Raw genomic sequence first — 21,587 nt, 5'->3', positions numbered from 1 at the left:
GTCGGCTCAGGCCGCCAGACGCTTTTCGATCTGCTGCTTGATCTCGCCCATCTCCTTGGGCAGGTGGTAGGCCAGCTGCGTGAACAGCTCTTCGTGCAGCTTGAGCTCGGCTTGCCAGGCAGCCTTGTCGATGCTGGTCACGGTCTGGAACTGCTCGGCGCTGAAGTCGAGGCCAGTCCAGTTGAGTTGTTCATAGGACGGGCTCACGCCGAACACGTGCTCCTGGCCACCCTGGGCCTGGCCTTCCAGGCGGTCGATCATCCACTTCAGCACGCGCATGTTCTCGCCGTAGCCGGGCCAGACGAACTTGCCGTCGGCACCCTTGCGGAACCAGTTGGTGGTGTAGATGCGCGGCAGCGTGGCACCGGACTGCTGCAGCTTGGCGCCCAGGTTCAGCCAGTGCTGGAAGTAGTCGCTCATGTTGTAACCCATGAAGGGCAGCATCGCGAACGGGTCGCGGCGCACCACGCCCTGCTGGCCGAAGGCCGCGGCCGTGGTTTCCGAGCCCATGGTGGCGGCCATGTAGACGCCTTCGTTCCAGTTGCGTGCCTCGGTCACGAGCGGCACCGTGGTCGAACGGCGGCCGCCGAAGATGAAGGCGTCGATCTTCACGCCCTTGGGGTCGTCCCAGGCCGGGTCGAGTGCAGGGTTGTTGGTGGCGGCCACCGTGAAACGCGCGTTCGGATGCGCGGCCTTGGCGCCGGTTTCCTTGGCGATCTGCGGCGTCCAGTCCTTGCCCTGCCAGTCGATCAGGTGGGCGGGCAGTTGCTTGCCCGGCACGTCGTCTTCCATGCCTTCCCACCAGACGTCGCCGTCGTCCGTGAGCGCCACGTTCGTGAAGATCACGTTCTTGTCCAGGCTGCGCATGCAGTTGGGGTTGGTCTTGTAGTTCGTGCCCGGGGCCACGCCGAAGTAGCCGGCCTCGGGGTTGATCGCGCGCAGCGAGCCGTCGGCCTGGGGCTTGATCCAGGCGATGTCGTCGCCGATGGTCGTGACCTTCCAGCCTTCGAAGCCCGCGGGCGGCACCAGCATGGAGAAATTGGTCTTGCCGCAGGCACTCGGGAAGGCCGCGGCCACGTGGTACTTCTTGCCGTCGGGCTTGGTCACGCCCAGGATCAGCATGTGCTCGGCCAGCCAGCCCTGGTCGCGTCCCATGGTGGAGGCGATGCGCAGCGCGAAGCACTTCTTGCCCAGCAGCGCGTTGCCGCCGTAGCCCGAGCCGTACGACCAGATCTCGCGCGTGGCGGGGTAGTGCACGATGTACTTGGTCTTGTTGCAGGGCCACTTCACGTCGGCCTGGCCGGGCTCCAGCGGGGCGCCCACGGTGTGCACGCAGGGCACGAAGTCGCCGTCCACGCCCAGCACGTCGTAGACGGCCTTGCCCATGCGCGTCATGGTCTTCATGTTCACGGCCACGTAGGGGCTGTCGGACAGTTCCACGCCGATGTGGGCGATGTCCGAACCCAGCGGGCCCATGCTGAAGGGCACCACGTACATGGTGCGGCCCTTCATGGCGCCCTTGAACAGCGCGTTCTCGCCGGTCTGCAGCAGGGCGCGCATCTCGGCCGGGGCGGTCCAGTTGTTGGTCGGGCCGGCGTCTTCCTTCTTGTCGGTGCAGATGAAGGTGCGGTCTTCCACGCGGGCGACATCCGACGGATCGGACAGGGCCAGGAAAGAGTTCGGGCGCTTGGCCGGGTTGAGCTTCTTGAATGTGCCGGCATCGACCAGCTGCTGGCACAGGCGCTGGTATTCGGCGTCGCTGCCGTCGCACCAGTAGATGTCGGCCGGCTGCGTCAGCGCAGCGATGTCGGCGATCCAGGCGATCAGCTTGGCGTTCTTCACATATGCCGGGGGATTGATGTTCAGTCCCTGCATCGTGGGTGCGTTCATGGGCTAGCTCCTAAGTTGAAAAATCGTCTTTCACAAAGTCGCTCGCGATGCAAGCAGGCCTTGGACTTGGTGGAAGGCGACAGGTGCAGCCCGGCGCATCAGTCCGGCGCCGGTCGGGAGGCCAATTCTAGGGATGGGGTTTGCGCGTGGAGCCGCATTGGAGACAAAAATCATGCAAAACATGCATGGGGTTATGTCGGCGAAAGCACGGCCGTGACAAAGTTGTCGTCGCGCGGAAGCAACAAATGCTTACAGCGGGGCGCGATGGCGGATCGGAAGCGGGGAGTGCGGGGGAAAACGGCGCCGGCAGCGTGCCAACGCGCGGGAAAGCAACAGCAGGCCGCGTTGCACGGCCTGCGTGAGCCGCAAGGCTCAGGCCATCGAGACGGCGATGAAGGCCAGCAGGAACATCATCACGCCGCCGACGATGGGCAGCACGATGGGAATCATGGGCACCACGGCCTCGACCGGGTCCACCTCATGGGCGGCGACCTCGTGCGGGTTGGGGCTGGCGTGGGAGTCGGACATGTCTCTATTCCTCTCTATACCTTCGCTCTGGAAACGCGGGATTGTAGCGACGGGGTTTCAGCGCAATTCCTTGGCCTCGAAGCCGGCCCGGCCCAGCGCCTGCACGAGCTCGTCCAGATGGCTGCGTCCGCGCGTCTGCACCACGAGTTCGATGTCCACATTCTGTGCCGACAGCGCCGTGAACGCACGCTGGTGTTCCACCTGGTCGATGTTGGCGCCGGTGTCGGCCACCACCGTGGCGATGCGCGCCAGCGAGCCAGGGTGGTCGGCCGCGCTCACGCGCAGCCGGCCCAGCCGGCCCGAGCGCACCATGCCACGTTCGATGATGGCCGCCAGCAGCATCGGGTTGATGTTGCCGCCCGACAGCACCAGGCCCACCTTCTTGCCGCGAAAGCGCTCGGGCTCGCGCAGCAGCGCCGCGAGGCCGGCCGCGCCCGCGCCTTCGACCACGGTCTTCTCGATCTCCAGCAGCATCAGGATGGCCTGCTCGATGTCGCCCTCCTGCACCAGCATCAGCGCGTTCACGCTCTCGCGCACGATGGCCTGCGTGATCTGCCCCGGCGAGCCCACCGCAATGCCCTCGGCGATGGTGCTGGTGCCCTGCACATGCGCCGTGCCCTGCACGGCGTTGACCATGGCCGGAAAGCGCGCCGTCTGCACGCCGACGATCTCGATGCCGGGCTTCAGCGCGCGCGCCGCCGTGGCGATGCCGGCGATCAAGCCGCCGCCGCCGACCGAGACGACCAGCGTGTCCAGCGCCGGCACCTGCGCCAGCATCTCCAGGCCCACCGTGCCCTGGCCGGTGACGATGTCTTCGTCGTCGTAGGGGTGCACGAAGGCCAGGCCCTGGGCCTTGGCCAATTGCTGCGCATGGGCGCGCGCCGCGTCCAGCGAATCGCCGTGCAACACGATCTCGGCGCCGAAGCCGCGCGTGCGCTCCACCTTCACGGCCGGCGTGAAGCGCGGCATCACGATCACCGCGCGCAGGCCCAGGCGCTGCGCGTGGTACGCCACGCCCTGGGCGTGGTTGCCGGCGCTCATGGCGATCACGCCCTGCGCCGCACCGCCGGACTCCACCAGCCGCGCCAGCTTGTTGCAGGCGCCACGCTCCTTGAACGAGGCCGTGAACTGCAGGTTCTCGAATTTGAGGAAGACCTGGGCGCCGGTGATGTCCGACAAGGTGCGCGATTCCACGCAGGGCGTTTCCAGCACCTGGCCTTGCAGCCGGGCCGCGGCCTGGCGGATGTCGTCGAGGGTCAGCATGCGCGCATTGTGGGCCGCAACGACAGGCCTGCGCGCGTTTTTCAGGCGCTGTCTTCCAAACCCCCAAAGCCTGCGTTATCGTGGGCCATCCTTTCTTTGCTGATGGGAGATCTGTCCATGGTGAAGCGTTCGGTCCGTGATCCGGTAGCCGCCCAGGTGATTGCTTCGCCCGGGCTGGAGGCTGCGCCGGTCCTGGACTTGATGTGTTCGCACTTCGTGCTCACACTGGTCGCGCGGCAAGGCCCCAAGTTCAACGTGCGGCGCGACCTGAACAGCCTGCTCGCGATGGCCGGGCGCCACCTGGTGTGGCCGCAGCCCGTGCTGTTGCGCCTGCGCGAGTTCCTGGCCCGGCGCTGCAAGGACAACGAGTTCTGGCGCGGCCACACGCAGCTGTCCACGGCGGAGTTCATGGAGCGCCATGCGATCTGGCGCGGCCCCTACGAAGAAGGCACGCTGTTCTTCTACCTGGACGAGTACGCCAAGGACCAGCCCAAGGACCTGCTGGCCGCGCTCAAGGTCACCTGCGACTGGCTCACGCGTGCGCTCAAGAAGCAGTCCACGCTGGTCGAGAAGAACATCGACGCGCTCTCCGGCCTGCTGCAGCTCAACCGCGCCGAGCGCGCGCTGCTGCTGTACGGCACGCTCGCGCGCTACCAGCGCGATTTGCGCACCATCCTCGTGGAGGTGAAGGTCAACAACGCGCCCGAGGCCTATGCCGCCATCGCCGAGGTCGCCGGCGTCAGCGCCACCGAGGTCGGCGAGGCGCTGCGCGCGGGTTCGCGGCTCGAGCGCATCGGCCTCGTGGAGAACCTGATCTCCGAGCACAACATCACCGACCTGGCCGACCTCATGAAGGTCAGCGAGAAGCTGCCGCCCGTGCTCATGCGCGAGTACCGCGACCAGAGCGAACTCATGGCCGTGTTCACGCGGCCGGCCACCAAGAGCGCGCTGTCCATGGCCGACTTCGGCTTCGTCGCCGACGACGCCGAGGTCCTGGTGGCGCTGCTGCGCAACGCGGTGGCGCGCAAGGAGCCCGGCGTCAACATCCTGCTCTACGGCCCGCCCGGCACCGGCAAGACCGAGCTTGCGCGCGTCGTTGCGCAGGCCGCGGGGCTGGACCTGTTCGAGGTCGAGTACGCCGACCGCGACGGCAATTCGCTCTCGGGCCGCGACCGCTACCGCTCGCTGCAGATCGCCCAGGTGTTCCTCAAGGGAAGCGTGCAGGCGGCGCTGCTGTTCGACGAGGTCGAGGACGTGTTCCCGCCGATCAGCACCGAGGCCGCGCAACTCATGGCGCGCGCCGAGCAGATCGCCGCGCCGCCCACCGGTTCGGTCAGCGGCAAGGCCTGGGTCAACCAGATCCTGGAGAGCAACACCGTGCCCACGCTGTGGGTCACCAACCGCATCGAGCAGATCGATCCCGCCTTCCGTCGTCGCTTCGCCTACCACCTGGAGCTCAAGTCGCCGCCACCCGGTGCACGCGAAGGCCTGGTGCGCAAGACCCTCGAAGGCGTGGCCGTGTCCGATGCCTTCGTCGCCCGGCTGACCGAGCGCAAGGGCCTCACGCCCGCGCAGATCCGCACCGCAGTGCGCTTCGCCGGCCTGGCGCGCACCGACGAGGCTGGCACCGAGCAGCTCATCGAACGCCAGCTGCGCAACGCCGACAAGGCCCTGGGCCGGCACAGCGAGGAGCGCGGCGGCATTCCCGCCGCCACCACCTACGACCTGGAGATGCTCAACGTCGAGAGCCGCTTCGAGATCGGCCGCATCGTGCAGGCGCTGCAGGCGCGCGGCCACGGCAGCCTGTGCTTCTACGGTGCGCCCGGCACCGGCAAGACCGCGCTCGCCGAGCACATCGCACGCGCGCTCGACAAGCCGCTGATCGTCAAGCGTGCCAGCGACCTCATGAGCAAGTTCGTCGGCGAGACCGAGCAGCAGATGGCCGCCATGTTCCGCGAAGCCGAGGCCGAAAAGGCCGTGTTGCTGCTCGACGAAGCCGACAGCTTCCTGCAGGACCGGCGCGGCGCACAGCGCACCTACGAGGTCACCGAGGTCAACGAGATGCTGCAGGGCATGGAGCGGCACCGCGGCGTGTTCGTCTGCACCACCAACCTGATGGACCGCATCGACCAGGCCGCGCTGCGCCGCTTCACGTTCAAGATCCGCTTCAAGCCGCTGCTGCCGGCCCAGCGTGAACGCATGTTCGTGGTCGAGGCGCTGGGCGGCGATGCGGCACGGCTGGATGACGCGATGCGCGCGCGCTTGCAGCGGCTCGAGCACCTGTGCCCCGGCGACTTCGCGGCCGTGCGGCGCCAGGTCGACATCCTGGCTGCCGACATGGCGCCCACGGAATTCCTCGAACAGCTCGAGGCCGAGCACCGCATCAAGCCCGAGGTGCGCGAGGCGCGCGGCATCGGCTTCGTGCAGTAGTTCAGAGCAGCGCCAGCGTCTGCGCGTCGGGCTGCCCGCCGTAGTAGCGCGCGAGCACCGCGGCGAATTCGGGCTGTTGCGGCACCGCGGCCTGGAACAGCGTCATGCACGAACGCAGCTTGAGGTCGTCAGGCGAACCGAAGATCGCGTGCGCGCTGCGGCCTTGCACCGCCAGCACGAGGCCCGTGGCCTGCAGCAGTCGCGGCCCCAGCACCGGGTGCGCGGCATAGGCCTGGGCCTGCGCCAGCGAGGCCAGGCCGAAGCGCCGCGCCATGCCGCTGCGGCCCAGCGCCACGTGCTGCGGGAAGACGAACCACATCCAGTGGCTGGTCTTGTGCCCGGCCTGCAGTTCGGCGCAGACCTGCGACCAGACCGGCTCCTGGGCGTCAAGGAAGTGCGCGAAGTCGTCCATGGCGCCCTCAGCCCTGCTGGCACACGCGCAGCACGTCCTCTCCGTACTTCTCGAGCTTGGTCGCGCCCATGCCGCTGATGCCTTGCAGGTCGTCCAGCGTGTGCGGCGCGCGCTGCGCGATGGCGGCCAGCGTGGCGTCGTGGAAGATCACGTAGGCCGGCAGGTTGTGGGCCTTGGCGACCTCGGCACGCCAGCCCTTGAGCGCGGCGAACAGCGCCTGGCCCGGTGCGTCCAACGGCGCGGCGGCGGGCGCCACGCGGTCGCCGCGCGATTTGGACGCGCGCGGCTTGCGGCCGGCGGGTGCGGAAGCCGATTCGCGCAACCGCACCGGCACTTCGCCCTTGAGCACGGCACGCGAACCATCGGTCAGCTGCAGCGTGTTGAACTTCTCGGCATTGACGGCGATGGCGCCCGTGGCCACCAGCTGGCGCAGCACGCTGCGCAGCTGCGCTTCCGACAGCTCCGCGCCGATGCCGAAGGTGCTGACCTTCTCGTGCTGGAACTGCTGGACCTTCTCCGTCAGCTTGCCGCGCAGGATGTCCATGATGTGGCCGGCGCCGAAGCCGATGCCGCTGTGCTGCTGCACGCGGTAGACCGTGGACAGCAGCTTGCGCGCGGCGTCGGTGGCGTCCCAGACCTCCGGTGGCGCCAGGCAGTTGTCGCAGTTGCCGCAGGCGCTGCTGGCCTCGCCGAAGTAGTTGAGCAGCCGCACGCGCCGGCAGTCCGTCGCCTCGGCCAGCGCCAGCAGCGCGTCGAGCTTGCCGCGCATGACCTTCTTGAAGGTCTCGTCGGCCGGGCTCTCGTCGATCATGCGGCGCTGGTTCACCACGTCCTGCAGGCCGTACGCCATCCAGGCGTCGGCGGGCTCGCCGTCGCGGCCGCCGCGCCCGGTCTCCTGGTAGTAGCCCTCGATGTTCTTGGGCATGTCCAGGTGCGCGACGAAACGCACGTCGGGCTTGTCGATGCCCATGCCGAAGGCAATCGTCGCCACGACCACGATGCCGTCCTCGCGCAGGAAGCGGTCTTGGTGCTTCTGGCGCACGGCAGCGTCCAGGCCGGCGTGGTAGGGCAGGGCGTTCACGCCGGCCATGCACAGCGCATCGGCCACCTCTTCCACGCGCTTGCGCGACTGGCAGTACACCACGCCCGCTTCGCCATCGTGGTCGCGCTCGATGAAGCGCAGCAGCTGCGTCACCGGGTCCTTCTTCTCGACGATGGCGTAGCGGATGTTGGGCCGGTCGAAACTGCTGACGAACTGGCGTGCCTCTTCCAGCTGCAGCCGCTCGACGATGTCGGCGCGCGTCAGCGCGTCGGCCGTGGCCGTCAGCGCGATGCGCGGCACGCCGGGGTAGCGCTCGTGCAGCAGCGTGAGCTGGCGGTACTCTGGCCGGAAGTCGTGGCCCCACTGGCTCACGCAGTGCGCCTCGTCGATGGCGAACAGCGCCAGCTTGCCGCGCGCGGCCAGGCCGTCCAGCAGCTCGAGGAAACGCGGCGTCACCACACGCTCGGGCGCGGCGTAGACCAGCGTCACCTCGGCGCGGGCGAGGCGGCGCTCCAGGTCCTGGGTGGCAGCCCAGTCCAGCGTGGAGTTGAGGTAGGCCGCGGCGACGCCGGCTTCCTCCAGCGCGCCGACCTGGTCGTGCATGAGCGCGATCAGCGGCGAGACGACCACGGTCACGCCCAGGCCGGCGTTCTGCCGCGCGATCGCCGGGATCTGGTAGCACAGGGATTTGCCGCCGCCCGTGGGCATCAGCACCAGCGCGTCGCCGCCCTCGGCCACATGGTCGACGACGGCCTGCTGCTGGCCGCGGAACTGCGCATAGCCGAAAGTCTCGCGCAGGATGGAACCGGTCACTTCACGCATCTCGCCACACCTGCCTACATCTGCTCCCAGGGCAGGCCGTCGAAGCGCCAGCCGTTGGTGCGCGAGCGCTGCAAGTCCTCGTTCAGGTCACCCTCGAAACCGTGCACGACGGCCACCACGTCGCCGAAGCCCGCGGCCTCCAGTGCCTGGCCGGCATCGATGGCCCTCTTGCCGCTGCGGCAGATCAGCACCACGGTACGGTGGCGGCTGCCGGCGGCACGGTCGACGGCCGCGACGAACGCGGCCGGGTCCGGCGTCATGTCCGGATACTCGTACCAGGGGATGTTCTGGGCGCCCGGCGGATGGCCGACACAGCGGAACTCGACCTCCATGCGCACGTCCACGAACAGCGGCGGATCGCCGGCGCCCTCGGCCGCGTCCTGCGTGCGTTCCAGCAGCAGGTCCCAGGCCTGCTTGGGAAGGAGTTCTTGCATGGCGCGATTGTCACCCGGCCATGAGGCCGCTGGCGCGCAGCACACGCCGGCCGATGGCCTCGTTCAGCACCGCGCCATGCGCGCGGGCAGAACCCACCAGCGTGAACCAGCGCTTGGCCCGCGTGATGCCGGTGTAGACCAGCTCGCGCGTGAGCACCGGGCTGCCCTGGTCGGGCAGCACGAGCGCGGCGTGCTCGAATTCCGAGCCCTGCGACTTGTGCACCGTCATCGCGAACACGGTCTCCACCGCCTGCAGCCGGGCCGGCAGCACCCAGCGCACGGCGCCGCTGCCGTCGCCGGCCGGGAAGGCCACGCGGCGCACCGGGGCGGCACCCGGCTCGGGCGCAGGCAGGTCCAGCGTGAGGCCCACGTCGCCGTTCATGAGCGACAGGCCGTAGTCGTTGCGCGTGACGAGCACGGGCCGGCCCGCGAACCAGCCCTGCGTGCCCTGCAGCAGGCCGGCCTCACGCAGCAGTTCGGCCACGGTGGCGTTGAGCCCCGTGACACCCCAGGGACCTTCGCGCAGCGCGCAGAGCAGCTGGAAGCGCCCCAGCGCCTGCAGCAAATCTCCCGCCCAGGCATCCCAGGCCGCGGGCGCGGCATCGTCGGCCGGGCGCGTGGCGTGCATGCGGCGCAGGTAATGCGCGTGGCCGTAGGGCGCGGCGCGCTCGGCCAGCACCAGCGCGCGCAGCTTCGCATCTTGCGCGAGCAGCGCGGGTGGCTGGCTCAGTCTGCAGCTGCGCAGGTCGTCCAGCCCGGCGCGCCACAGGGCCTGGGCGGTGCGGCCGTCGCCCGCGTTGACGGCCTGGGCCAGCTGGCCGATGCCGCTGTCGGCCGTGAAGCGGTGGCTCACGCGCAGCATGGCGATCGCCTGGTCCAGCGGCTGGCCGGCGGCGTCCTGCAGCGCTGGCGGCGGCTGTTGGCCGGCGGCCTCCTGCAGCCATTGCGCGGTGGCGGCGTCGTAGTGGCCTTCCTGCGCGCGGCTGCACAGCTCACCGAGCACGGCGCCGGCCTCCACCGAGGCCAGCTGGTCCTTGTCGCCCAGCAACACCAGGCGCGCGCTGGGCGGCAGCGCCTGCAGCAGTCGGGCCATCATTTCGAGGTCGACCATGGAGGCTTCGTCGACGACCAGCACGTCCAGCGCGAGCGGGTTGCCCGCGTGGTGGCGGAAATGCCGGCTCTCGGGCTGGGGGCCCAGCAGCCGGTGCAGCGTGGTGGCGGCGCTGGGCACGTGGGGGCGCAACGCCTCGCCATGCGGCAGCGCGTCCCAGGGCAGACGGTCCAGCGCGCCGCGGATGGATTCGGCCAGCCGCGCCGCGGCCTTGCCGGTGGGCGCGGCCAGGCGGATGCGCAGCGGCTCGCCGCCGCCCTGCAGCGCCATGGACTGCAGCAGCGCGAGCAGGCGCACGACGGTGGTGGTCTTGCCGGTGCCGGGGCCGCCCGTGACGATGGCGAAGCGCTGGCGCAGGGCCAGCGCGCAGGCCAGCTTCTGCCAGTCCGGGGCCGGTGCCGTGAACAGCGCGTCGAGCACGGGCCGGATCTGCGCGGCCGGGGCCACCGGCTCGGGCGCCAGCCGCGCGCCGACCAGGGCACGCACCTCGCGCTCGTGCTGCCAGTAACGGCGCAGGTACAGGCGCGGACCCTGCAACACCAGCGGCGCGTTGCCGGGGCCGGCCTCGCAGAGCCGGCTGGCGCGCAGCGCGGCGCACCAGGCGTCCAGCCGCAGCGCCTGCAGCCACTGGCTGGGCGTGCGCTGCAGCGGCGCGTCGGGTGCGTGGGCGGGCGGCAGCGAGAGGCTGGTGCTGCTGTCGGCCAGTGCGGCCTGCAGGTCCAGGCAGACATGGCCGCGGCCCAGCTGGTGGCTGGCCAGCGCGGCGGCCAGCAGCAGCGGGGCGCCGGCACCGGGGTCGAGCTCCAGCAGGAACAGCGCGAAGCTGCGGTCCAGCTCGCGCAGCCAGCCATGCTCCACCCATTCGCCGAGGTCGGCCAGCAGCGTGGCGCAGTCGTCCAGCGGCGGGGCGGGGGCGTCGAACAGGTCAGGCTGGGTCATGGCGGAACAGGGTGTCGAGCGCTTCGATCAGCGCCCGCGGCGGCTTCGTCGCGAACACGCCCTGCGTGTCGGCTTCGGCGCCGCGCAGGAACAGGTACAGCGCGCCGCCCACATGGCGGTCGTAGTCGTAGTCGGGCAGCCGCGCGCCGAGCAGCCGGTGCAGCGCGAACACGTAGAGCAGCACCTGTACGTCGTAGCGGTGCGTGAGCAGCGCCTGCTGCATGGCGGCGGCGTCGTAGGCGCGCGCGTCGGGGCCGAGCCAGTTGGACTTGTAGTCGGCCACCCAGTAGCGGCCCTCGTGCTCGAACACCAGGTCCATGAAGCCCTTGAGCATGCCGGCCAGCCGCGTGCCGGCCAGGGCCGGGCGCGGCGCGGCGTCGAAGGTGTGGGCCGTGACCAGCGCGTCGATGGCGCGCGTGTCGGCGCGGTGGATGGGGAACCAGAACTCCAGCTCGGTCTGGTACTGGGCCAGGCCGTCCAGCGCCACGGGGGTGGCGTGGCCGGGCAGGGCGAGCGGCAGCTGCAGCCAGCGCGGCACCCAGTCGCACAGCGGGTCGATCCAGGCCTCCCAGCCGCGCACGGCGCAGCGGCGTGCGACAAGGTCGCGCAGCGCCTGCGGCTGCGCCACGACCCGGGCGAAGCCTTGCTGCGCGCACCATTCCAGCAGGCCGTGCAGGAAGCTGCCGGGCTCGGCGCCGCGCGGGAAGGCGTGCCAGCTGCCGGCGGCAGGTGGCCGCGGGCTCTCGGCGTCCTCGCCGGGCTCGGCCTCCTCCATGGCCTGGTCCTGGCGCGCGTCCTCCGGTTCGGCGGCTGCCGCACCGAGCTGCTGCACCAGCGCCGAATAGCTCGCGATCCACCAGGGCGCATGGCCCTGGCGCTGTGGCAGGCGTGCCGGGCCCACGGGCGGTGGTGCGGCGGCCTGCCAGGTGGCGTCGTCGGGTGGGGGTGCGGGTTCCAGCGCGATGTCGTCGCAGCCTGCGGCCAGGGACTGCAGCTGGGCGCGGTAGCTGGCCAGGTCGTCGATGGGCGCGCCGCCCGACAGCACATGGCCCAGCGCGCTGCGGTGCAATTGCGGCTTGCCGGCGTTGCCCGGGGCCAGCGGCGCCACGCCCAGCCACAGGCCGTGGCGCGCGCGCGTGAGCGCCACGTACAACAGGCGCAGGTCCTCGGCCAGCCGCTCTTCCTCCGCGAGGGCCCGGGCCTGGGTGTACTGGCCGTCCAGCTCGAGCACACGCGCATCGGCCGTGGTGTCGTGGAAGCCCAGCGTCTCCTGCTTGCCGCTCTTCGTCTCGCGCCAGGCGCTGATGAAGGGCAGCAGCACCAGCGGGTACTCCAGGCCCTTGGACTTGTGGATGGTGACGACCTTGATCAGCGCGGCATCGCTCTCCAGGCGCAGGATGTCCTCCTCGCCCTCGGGATGGGCCAGGCGCTCGGCCAGCGCACGCAGCAGCGCGTGTTCGCCGTCGAGTTCCACGGCGCGGCGCTGCAGCCATTCCGCCAGGTGCAGCACATTGGTCAGCCGGCGCTCGCCACCGGGCTCGGCGAGCCAGCGCGCGGGCAGGCCGAAGTCGTGCAGCAGCTGGTGCAGCATGGGCAGCACGCCGTGGCGCTGCCACAGCTCGCGCAGCGCGCGAAAGCGCAGCGCCAGGGCTTCCCAGGCCAGCTCGTCCTCGCGCAGGCGGGCCAGCTCGGCCAGCGGCATGTCGATGGTGCGGGTGGCCAGGGCGCTGCGCAGCAGGGCCTCGTCGGCCGGGGCGGCGCAGGCGCGCAGCCAGTGCAGCAGGTCCTGCGCCTCGGGCGTGGCGAACACCGAGGCGCGGTCGGACAGGTAGACGCTGCGCAGCCCGCGCGCCGCGAGCGCGGCACGCACGGCATCGGCCTCGCTGCCGCTGCGCACGAGCACGGCGATGTCGGCCGGGCGCAGCGGCTGCAGTTGGTCGCCGCGCACGAAGCCGGTGTGGCCCGCATCCGCGCCGCGCAGCCAGTGCACGACGGCGCTCGCGCTGGTCTCGGCCATGCGCTGGCGGTATTCGGCGCTGCCCACGCGCGGCTTGTCGGCGTCCGCCGGCGGCTCCAGCGACCACAGCGTGAGCGCCTTGGCCGGCGCGCCGTCGATCTGCAGCCATTCGGGCCGGCCGCGGGCGTGCACGGGCACGAAGGGCACCGGGTTGCCTGCGTCCTGCGCGAAGCGGAAGGCCGCGCGCGGCTGCTGCTCGGCGTGCAGGAACAGGTGGTTGACGGCGCGCACCACGGCTTCGGTGGAACGGTGGTTGGTGTCCAGCGCGTAGAGGGCATCGCCGGTGTCGCGGCTCGCGCGCAGGTAGGTGCGGATGTCGGCGCCGCGAAAGCCGTAGATGGCCTGCTTGGGGTCGCCGATCATGACCAGGCCGCAGCCCTCCACGGCGTAGATGCGGCGGAAGATGCGGTACTGCACCGGGTCCGTGTCCTGGAACTCGTCGATCAGCGCGAGCGGGAACTGCGCGCGGATGCGCGCGGCCAGCGCCGCGCCGCCTTCGCCCTGCAGCGCGCGGTCCAGCTGCTGCAGCAGGTCGTCGAAGCCGAGTTCGGCCCGGCGCTGCTTCTCGGCGGCCAGGGCCGCGCGCAGCGCATGGGCGGCCTGCGCGGCCAGGCGGGCGCGCAGTTCGTCGATGTCAATGCCCTCGCTGGCATGCAGCCATGCGTCGATGGCGTGCAGCGCGGGGTGCTCGGGCAGCTGCTGGTTCTTCTTGAGCCTGGCACCGGCCAGACCGAACAGGGCGATGTTCTTCGGCGCGGGCGCGCCCTGGCTCCAGTCGACCAGGGCCTGCAGCCAGCCGGCGAAGACGGCCTCGTCGTCCTTGTTGCGGTAGCTGGTGCCGCTCAGGTGGGGGCGGGCGGCATGCCACAGGCGTTCGAGGTCTTCGCGCGCGGCGGCCCAGGCGGCGCGCGCCGTTTGTTCCAGCGCATCGGCGCGCTGGCGCGTGGCGCCTGCGGCGTGCAGGGCGGCCAGGGCATCGTCGGACGCGGGCAGCGCGCTGCCTTGCAGTTGCAGCAGCGCATCCTCGCGGCGCAGCAGGGGCTCGACCGCTTTCCACAGCGCCTCGGGGTGGGCGAAGCACTGCAGCAGCATCTGCGCGGCCGGCGCCGCGAGCGGGTAGTAGTGCCGACGCCAATGGTCCTGCAGCACGCGCTGCTGCAGCGCGGCCAGGTCGGTCTGCAGGGTCTGGCGGAACAGGCTGCCGCTGTCGAAGGCGTGCTCGCGCAGCATGCGCCAGGCCCAGCCGTGGATGGTGGCCACGGCGGCTTCGTCCATCCACTGCGCAGCCACGCGCAGGCGGTGCGCGCAGGCCGGCCATTGCGCGGGCGGGTAGTCGGCACGCAACGCGTCCAGCACATCGCCGGGCGGGGCCTCGGCCTCGCCCGCGAACACGCGCGCGGCCTCGTCCAGCCGCGCGCGGATGCGCTCGCGCAGTTCCTGCGTGGCGGCCTCGGTGAAGGTCACGACCAGGATCTCGGGCGGCGTCAGCGCGCGCGCGAAGGCTGTGCCATCCGCGCCATGGCCCAGCACCAAGCGCAGGTACAGCAGCGCGATGGTCCAGGTCTTGCCGGTGCCGGCGCTGGCCTCGATCAGGCGCTGGCCGTGCAGCGGGAAGTGCAGGGGGTCGAGGGCTTGAACGGCGCTCATGCCGCGTCCTCTGCCGGCTGCCCGCGGTGTGCCCCGCCCAGCGCGCGCCACAGTGGCCCGTACAAGGCCTCGCTCCAGTCGCGCAGGCCACGGCCATCGGCCGTTCGCGCGGCCTGCAGCGCGTCGAAATCGGCGAACACGCGTGCGAGCGCCGGGCGCTGGCCTTCTCCGCTGGCATGCTGGCCGCCCTCGTAAAGCGCCTGCGCGGCGCGCAGTTCGCCGGCCAGCACCGCGAACGCGGTCTTGCAGGCCACCGGCAGCGGCTCGGCCAGGCCGGCGGCCCAGGCCTGCACGAGCGCGGACAGCGTGGCCGTGGCGGCCTCGGCATCGAGTGCGGGCAGGCGCAGCAGGCCCGACTCGCTGGCCAGCAGCGTGAGCGTGGGGCCGGCCGCGATCTGCAGCGCCAGGTGCTGGGGCCAGTGCCGCACGATGTGGTGCCAGGCCAGCGTGGGGCCCTTGTGCAGCCGGCCGTTGGCCAGCACCAGGCAGGCCGGCAACTGCTCGGCATCGGCAGGCAGGCGGCGCTGCGGCAGCGGGTCGTCGAAGGCGATGGCCGTGGCCGGATCGGCCCAGCGCAGCGCGTGGCGCTGGTCTTCCAGCGCTGGCCAGCCTTCGAGCGCGTCCAGGTAGTGGCCCAGCGTGCGCAGCAGCGGCTGGGCCAGCGCGCTTGCGGCGATGGGTCCGAAGGCCTGCAGCGGCAGCTGGCCGGCGCGCGCGAGCGCGGTGGTCTGCTCGGCCAGCGCCTCGGCCAGTCCCGCGCGTGCGGCGGCGGGGCTGGGCTGGGCGTCGCACCAGGGCTGCAGCGCGGCGCGCAGGTCGCGCTCCAGCGTCCATTGCTGTAGGCTGTCCAGGCCGAAGGCCTCGTCGTCCTGCGTGTCCTCGGCGTGCAGCGCCAGGCCGGTCTGCAGGCGCTGGCGGAAGAAGGCCTCCACGGGCTGGGCCAGGAAGTCGGCCAGCGGGCGCAGCGGCTGGGCGTTCTCGGGCTGCCAGGGCGGCAGCGGCGTGCCGGGGCCGCTGGCGGCGGGGGTCTCGGCATGGGCGGCCTGCCATTCGCGGCCGTAGCTGTAGAGCCCGTCGATGGCCGGCGCAGCCGGCGCACCGGGCGCGAAGTAGCGCGGACTGAAGGGCTGCAGCGGGTGCTCGGTGGTCAGGGCCTGGAGCAGGTCGGCGCCGCCTGCGGCCTGCCAGCCGGCCGCGAGGTGGTCGCGCAGCTGGCCGACCAGCACGCTGGGCGCGCGCGCGCTGTGGTCGCGCACGTTGCGGCCCACCCAGCTGATGTAGAGCTGCTCGCGCGCCGACAGCAGGGCTTCGAGCAGCAGGTAGCGGTCGTCGTCGCGGCGCGAGCGGTCGCCGGGGCGCCAGTCGCTCTGCATGAGGTCGAAGTCGGCGCGCACCATGGGACGCGGGAAGTCGCCGTCGTTCATGCCCAGCAGGCAGACCACGCGGAACGGGATGGCGCGCATGGGCATCAGCGTGCAAAAGCTCACGCCGCCCGTCATGAAGCGCTGCTGCAGCCCCTGCTGCTCGAGCACGGCCAGCCAGCGCTCGCGCACCACGGCCAGCGGCAGCGGATCGGCAAAGCCGGCGTCCGCGCACTCGTCCAGCCACTGGTCCAGCCCCTGCAGCAGCTGCTGCACGCGCAGCTGCTCGCGTGTGTCCACGGGCGCGAAGAAGCCCTGCAGCAGCGCGCGCAGGCGTTCGGCCCATTGCAGCGGCGGCGCCGGCTGCGTCAGGGTGGCCAGCGTCTCGCCGAGCGCGCGCAGCAGCGCGGCCAGCGGGCCCAGCGCGGCGGCGTCGAGCCCGCCGATCTCGTCGAAGGGCGCGATGCCTTCGAAGGCCTCCCCCTCGCCGACCGCGAAGCCCAGCAGCATGCGCTGCAACCCGAAGCGCCAGCTGTTGACCTCGCCGGCCGCGCCCAGCGATTGCTGCGCGCGCTGGGCGGCGTCCAGCCCCCAGCGCACGCCCGCGCCTTCGATCCAGCGCTTGAGCTGGGGCAGGGCTTCGTCATCGAGGCCGAAACGCACGCGCAATGCGCCGACCTCCAGCAGATCCAGCACGTCGCTGGCGGTAAAGCGGCTGTCGGGCAGCTGCAGCAGCAGTTCCAGCGCCACCAGCAGCGGCTCCTGGCCGCGCCGGCCCTGGTCGGCCACGGTGTAGGGAATGTGGCGGGCGTCGCTGCGCGGCAGCCGGCCGAAGACGGCCTCGATGTGCGGCGCGTACGCATCCACGTCGGGCAGCATCACGATCACGTCGCGCGGCTGCAGCGTGGGGTCGGCGTCGAAGCGGGCCAGCAGCTGGTCGTGCAGCACCTCCACCTCACGCTGGGCCGAGTGCGTGCTGTGAAAGCGCAGCGAGCGGTCCTGCGCCACATCGACCGCGGGCCAGCGCGCGCGCGTTTCGGCCAGCGGGCGCAGGTCCAGGATGTCGTCCTGCAGCTGCTGCAGCAGGCCGGCGGGGGCGGCGTCCTCGCTGAACAGGTCGATGCGGCCGCTGCCGATGCCGCTCCAGGCGGCGCGGTACTGGTCCGGCTGGTCGAAGCTGTCGATCAGGTGCAGGTAGTCGCGCCCCTGCTTGCCCCAGGCCGCCAGCAGCGGGTGGGCATGCTGGTGCAGCGCGGCCTCGTCGAGCTGGGCCGGCATGCCGGCGCGCCGGGCCTGGCGCCGGTAGGGGCCGCGCAGCAGGTCCTGGTCGGCCACGATGTCGGTCCAGTGGTGGCGGCAGGGGTTGTGCACGAACAGCATGACCTGGGCCACGCCCGCGATCGCGGCCAGGGCCTGCAGCGTCTGCGCGGGCAGGGTGGAGATGCCGAACACCACCACGCGGCGCGGCAGGCCGGCCGGGCCGCTGTGTCCTTCGAGAGCCGCGATGAAGCGCTGGTGCACGCCGGCGCGGCTGCCGGCTTGGCCGGCGGCGCCCGCGTCGGCGACCAGCGCGCGCCAGAGCAGGGCCTGCCAGCGCTGGTCGGCGGGCAGGGCGTGTTCGCCGCGGCGCAAATTGCGCACCACGTCGCGACCATCGGCCCAGTCGGCCAGCCAGTCGGCGCGGTAGACCTGGTACTGGTCGAACAGGTCGGCCAGGCGCTGGGCCAGCTGGTGGCGCTTGCGCAGGTCGGCGTCGTCGGCCAGGAAGCGGGCGAGCGGCGCAAAATCGTCCTGGTCCAGCAGCCCGGGCAGCAGGCGCATCAGGCGCCAGGTCAGTGGTGCCTCGTCCAGCGGCGAGCGCTCGGGCACAGTGCCCGGGCCCAGCACGGCGCGGTAGGCGCGCCACAGGAACTGCGCGGGCAGCTGCAGTTGCGTGGCGGCCGTGATGCCCAGGCCGCCGCCCCCGGGGTCGTCCGCGTCGGCCGCCAGCGCGAGCTTGAGCCACTGCGCGATGCCGTTGCTCTGCACCAGCACGACCTCGTTCTCCAGCGGCGCCAGCGGATGGCGGCGCAGCCAGGCCACGAGCAGCTGGCGCAGGTCCTCCGGCCGGTTGCCGTGCAGGACCATGAGGCCGGGTTGGAGGAGAGGCGTCACTTCAAAGGCGTGACGCCTCCGCGTCGCCCAAAGCCGAACGCAACACGGAACACATCCGGCATTTGGACACGTTTTCCCTCCATGCGCTGCACCATTCCGAGGGCTTCAAGATCCAACAAGATGCCGGAAGGGCCTTGTTCTAGATTCTGCGGAGGAAGGTTCACCGCTGCTTTCCCCCTCTTGAGGAGGGCTTCTAGCTGGTCCAACGTTTGATTCGCTTTCCAAAGCTTTTCAATTTCAGCAGCAGTGCAAGGGACTGTCAGGTTGCCGCGCAGTGGTTCCATGACTCGCCCCACCCATGGGTAGTCCTCGGTGATTTCTTGCACGCGAATCTGTGAGGCCTCCTGCACGCCGCGTTGAATACCTCGATAGTCCAGCGGAAGCGCGTAGTCCTCCTCGGTTTCGGACGCCGCCTTACCCAACGCGGCCAGAAAACTGCGTGGGCTGACTTGGTTGAGACCATCCTGCAGATGATTGACGAGCCAGGTGTAAGGTTTGCCGCGCTTCACGCTACTGCCCATAGCTTTGCCAGCAATCCTTTCAAACAACGCTTCCTGACGGTCTTCATCCTTGCGAAGGTTAGACGGAACCGCCCAGTCACCTGCTGCGGCAGTCGACTTTCCGCGCTCTGCCCACGCTGCGAAATGCTTGCGACTTACCGGTGCATTGCCAAGACACTGGTACAGCAGTGCATAGAGATCTGCCCGGTGCCAAACGAGAGACGCTTTGGTTGCTAGTAATTTGGAATAGTCCGCAAAACTCGTTACGGCGGGGTCTTGCAGCAAATCGGGGCGGACAAAGACCTTGCAGCGGATCGAACGCATAGAGCGCATGTTCAGCGCCTCCTGTAACAAACCTTTGGCCAGCTTGTTAATGTGCTGCCAGTCATCTGCCATGCGGTCCAGAGCATCGAACAGTACTAGAAGCGTTTCACCCTTCGCGCCCAACCGTTGATCAGCTGCTTCCAGCCCACGAGCAAATGCTTCTGGGTTCTGCTGCACCCAGTGCACCCGAGCCGTCCACTCCTTCAACTTTGCAAAAGGGCCGTCCACTTGAGCGTGATGCGCGATCACCGCGCGCCAGATGGATCTTTCGCGAAAGTTGTTGTCCATCAGGGCGGCTAAGGTGTCCGCGTCCGGCGCTTGCGCGATTGACAAGCCCATGCCAAATCCTTGCGCCACCTGCACGCTTTGCGGCAGCCGAGCCTCCGGAAAGCTGGCCCGTACAAACGAAAGATGTTTTGGGGACGCCAGCAGCGAGAACCAAAACGACTTACCTGCGCCCCGGATTCCCTCGATCAACGTCGCGTCTAGATCCAACGCTCTGGCATGCGTCGGGGGGACGTAGGTGAAAGCTTCGGGTCTGCTGGATGTGGCTTGATCCTGCGCCAAGACAGCTGCAGCTTGCCTGATCCCACTGCGGATCGCCTGCACGGCTGTCGTCATGCGTCATCTCCCTGGATGCGCTTGGACACCCACTCAATCAGCGCCCCAAAGGTTGCATCCACTTGCGCTTCGCTTGCGCCGCCATGTTCGGGTCGCAAACCAGGATCGAACTCCTGAAAGCGCTCGTCCCAGTCAACCAGAATGGGGAAGTGTGGGGCAGCTTCGTCCGTTTCGATCGGGTGAAAGTAGTCGGCCTCCGACTCCACGACGCCTATGGGAATCGCGTCGTACAGCGTCTCGGCGAACAGTTCATACGCTTTGCGTTGGAAGCGCTTCACGCCTCCTTCACGGTCACTCTTGGGCGTCAGTGCTCGCACGATGGCCAGACTCTCCCGCACCTTGCGCACCACTTTGAGCCGCTTCTGCCAATGACCGAAAAGTTGCCGATAGCCCTGCCACGTCTGCGCACTGTCCGTAGCGAACAGCAGGGTCGTGTCTGCGAGGCCCGTGATGGCGGCTGCCGCTAGGTCGTGCAGGCCCGCGCGGCTATCAATCAGTACCACGTCGGGCTGCTCGCGAACTTCCAATGCCTCTACCATCCTTCGCAGCCGTTCGCCGAGGCGTTGTGGTCCATGCGCCGACGGCACATCAGCATAGGCACGTGCCAGCTTGGCGAGGTAGTCGCTCTCCTGCGATCCCATCGCGGCAGCTACGCGCACGGCGCCTTGCGTGGTCTCGCCCAAGGGGCTTGCGGACACCATGCCCTGCAGGACGGTGTCTCCCTGACCGACTGCGTCTTCCACCAACCAGTCCATCACGCCGTACTCGGCAACTCGCTCAGTCGGCAAGATCAACCCCGACAGTCCTGGCGATTCAAGATCGAAATCCACTAGCAAGACTCGCTTGCCTTGGCGGGCCAAGCCCCACGCCACCATGCACAGCGCGGTGGATCTACCCACGCCCCCTTTGAGACCGAAGAACACGACGCGATGCGCATGCCTGCCATTGGTCTGCGCTGGTTGCAGCCAATCGTGGCCCGTCACCGTTCGATCTAGCAACAAAACTTCCGTTGCGGGCAGAGGTTCGCCGTCCTCATTGCTCCCCATGGGCACTATGGTTTGCAGCCAGTTCTGTTGGTAGAAAAACTTGTCCGGATAGGAGAAGCTTTCGCGAAACAACAGTTCGTCGCTGGTGGCATAAGGCCCCAGAGCGGCTTGGGCCTTTTGCAATTGTTCCCGCGCTTGCACCGGGTAGTCGGCCTGGGCGCTGTCCACCGCAAAGCGCAAACGGCCGTACAGGTCGCGTACCACACGCACAGGCGGTTCGGCCGGAAGTTCCAGATGCGCCAAGGCTTGGGCGGCCTGGCGCAATGCGTCATGAAATCGAATCGTCGCCATCACAGGATCCCATCTTCCTTAGCCTGGTCCAATGCCGCCATCACCTCGGCCGCAGCCACCTGCCAGTGCGCGACTGAGGTCAGTGGTAAAGCCGCATCGCGCCAGTATCGGTGGTCGATCAGCCAATCTGAAAAGTGCGCTAGGTTAGACAGTGTTGACAGATAGGTTGTCGCTGTTCGGCTGTCGGGAATCGCTCCGGCAAGGTCGATCAGCGTCTGGCCCAACTGCGGCCAATGAGCTTTGAAACCTTTGCCTTTCTGGCCCTGCATCCGGCCGATGGAGCCTTCATGATCGACGGGTACCTTGCTGGCGACCAGGATGGCCTTGATGCCGCATTCGGCTGCAATGCCGAAGAGCTGCCCCGCGTTTGCCAGCCTGCTGCTGCTCAGCAAGGTGCCTGCATCCGTGAAGTGCCGACGCGCCGACTCGAAGTAGCTGACCGAAGCCGCTCCCACTGCACTCATGCTTTGTTCCTTCCGGCGCTCGCGCCCACCGTCACTGGCGTCCATCCCTGCAGTTCCTCCTCCGGGTCGCCGCGCAGGGGCCAGAAGGCGGTTTTTGAAAAGTCCTTGACCTGGTCCCTGCGCGTCACGGGAGCCGTGTCGCCAAGGTGGGCCAACAGATCCTGGCCCGCTTCCCTGCAATGCGGCCTGTTCATGTGGCAAGGCGGCCGCGGAATGTGGGCTTCGATCACAAGGAGAGACGCAAAAACATTGGATTATTCCGTACGACACAGACAGCCGAAATGTGCAAGT

General features: G+C 69.6%; 13 protein-coding genes. 1 reads left to right on the top strand and 12 read right to left on the bottom strand.

Annotated features, from left to right (window positions below; all coding sequences use genetic code 11):
• Nucleotides 1-6 precede the first annotated feature (6 nt).
• From IE209_RS12335 to IE209_RS12325, 3 genes are all read right to left on the bottom strand, one after another.
• Complete coding sequence (locus IE209_RS12335) at nucleotides 7-1,890, bottom strand: phosphoenolpyruvate carboxykinase (GTP) (protein WP_189687253.1); 1,884 nt, start codon at nucleotides 1,888-1,890, stop codon at nucleotides 7-9.
• A 372-nt stretch (nucleotides 1,891-2,262) separates the two neighbouring features.
• On the bottom strand, nucleotides 2,263-2,418 hold the full coding sequence (locus IE209_RS12330) for a hypothetical protein (protein ID WP_170168323.1): 156 nt from the start codon (nucleotides 2,416-2,418) through the stop codon (nucleotides 2,263-2,265).
• A 57-nt stretch (nucleotides 2,419-2,475) separates the two neighbouring features.
• A complete protein-coding gene (locus IE209_RS12325; RefSeq protein ID WP_268245962.1) occupies nucleotides 2,476-3,726 on the bottom strand; it encodes a threonine ammonia-lyase in 1,251 nt (416 codons plus the stop codon).
• A gap of 72 nt (nucleotides 3,727-3,798) precedes the next feature.
• Between IE209_RS12325 and IE209_RS12320 the strand changes: the two genes are divergently transcribed.
• Nucleotides 3,799-6,111 (top strand): ATP-binding protein, encoded by a 2,313-nt coding sequence (locus IE209_RS12320; RefSeq protein ID WP_189687251.1) that lies wholly within the window; start codon nucleotides 3,799-3,801, stop codon nucleotides 6,109-6,111.
• Nucleotide 6,112: 1 nt separating this feature from the next.
• On the opposite strand, the gene IE209_RS12315 is transcribed toward IE209_RS12320, so the two are convergent.
• From IE209_RS12315 to IE209_RS12275, 9 genes are read right to left on the bottom strand one after another with little or no spacing between them, the layout of a single operon-like run.
• Complete coding sequence (locus IE209_RS12315) at nucleotides 6,113-6,523, bottom strand: DUF1810 domain-containing protein (protein WP_189687250.1); 411 nt, start codon at nucleotides 6,521-6,523, stop codon at nucleotides 6,113-6,115.
• Nucleotides 6,524-6,530: 7 nt separating this feature from the next.
• The gene (gene recQ / locus IE209_RS12310; RefSeq protein WP_189687249.1) at nucleotides 6,531-8,387 is read right to left on the bottom strand and encodes a DNA helicase RecQ; all 1,857 of its coding nucleotides are present in this window, start codon (nucleotides 8,385-8,387) and stop codon (nucleotides 6,531-6,533) included.
• 14 nt (nucleotides 8,388-8,401) lie between these two features.
• Nucleotides 8,402-8,821 (bottom strand): rhodanese-like domain-containing protein, encoded by a 420-nt coding sequence (locus IE209_RS12305; protein ID WP_189687248.1) that lies wholly within the window; start codon nucleotides 8,819-8,821, stop codon nucleotides 8,402-8,404.
• 10 nt (nucleotides 8,822-8,831) lie between these two features.
• Nucleotides 8,832-10,871 (bottom strand): exodeoxyribonuclease V subunit alpha, encoded by a 2,040-nt coding sequence (recD, locus tag IE209_RS12300; RefSeq protein ID WP_189687247.1) that lies wholly within the window; start codon nucleotides 10,869-10,871, stop codon nucleotides 8,832-8,834.
• On the bottom strand, nucleotides 10,858-14,535 hold the full coding sequence (recB, locus tag IE209_RS12295; RefSeq protein ID WP_189687246.1) for an exodeoxyribonuclease V subunit beta: 3,678 nt from the start codon (nucleotides 14,533-14,535) through the stop codon (nucleotides 10,858-10,860). The genes recD and recB overlap by 14 nt, the downstream gene beginning before the upstream one ends.
• Nucleotides 14,532-18,050: an exodeoxyribonuclease V subunit gamma gene (gene recC / locus IE209_RS12290; RefSeq protein WP_229882822.1), complete on the bottom strand. Its 3,519-nt coding sequence runs from the start codon at nucleotides 18,048-18,050 to the stop codon at nucleotides 14,532-14,534. Before recC ends, recB begins: the two co-directional genes overlap by 4 nt.
• A complete protein-coding gene (locus IE209_RS12285) occupies nucleotides 18,047-19,495 on the bottom strand; it encodes a hypothetical protein (RefSeq protein ID WP_189687245.1) in 1,449 nt (482 codons plus the stop codon). Before IE209_RS12285 ends, recC begins: the two co-directional genes overlap by 4 nt.
• Nucleotides 19,492-20,832 (bottom strand): ParA family protein, encoded by a 1,341-nt coding sequence (locus tag IE209_RS12280; protein ID WP_189687244.1) that lies wholly within the window; start codon nucleotides 20,830-20,832, stop codon nucleotides 19,492-19,494. Before IE209_RS12280 ends, IE209_RS12285 begins: the two co-directional genes overlap by 4 nt.
• A complete protein-coding gene (locus tag IE209_RS12275) occupies nucleotides 20,832-21,341 on the bottom strand; it encodes a hypothetical protein (protein WP_189687243.1) in 510 nt (169 codons plus the stop codon). The genes IE209_RS12280 and IE209_RS12275 overlap by 1 nt, the downstream gene beginning before the upstream one ends.
• Nucleotides 21,342-21,587: the final 246 nt, after the last annotated feature.

It is taken from the genome of Pseudorhodoferax aquiterrae (assembly GCF_014652235.1).
Classification (GTDB): Bacteria; Pseudomonadota; Gammaproteobacteria; order Burkholderiales; family Burkholderiaceae_C; genus Pseudorhodoferax; species Pseudorhodoferax aquiterrae.
This window is presented reverse-complemented; position numbering and strand designations above follow the sequence as displayed.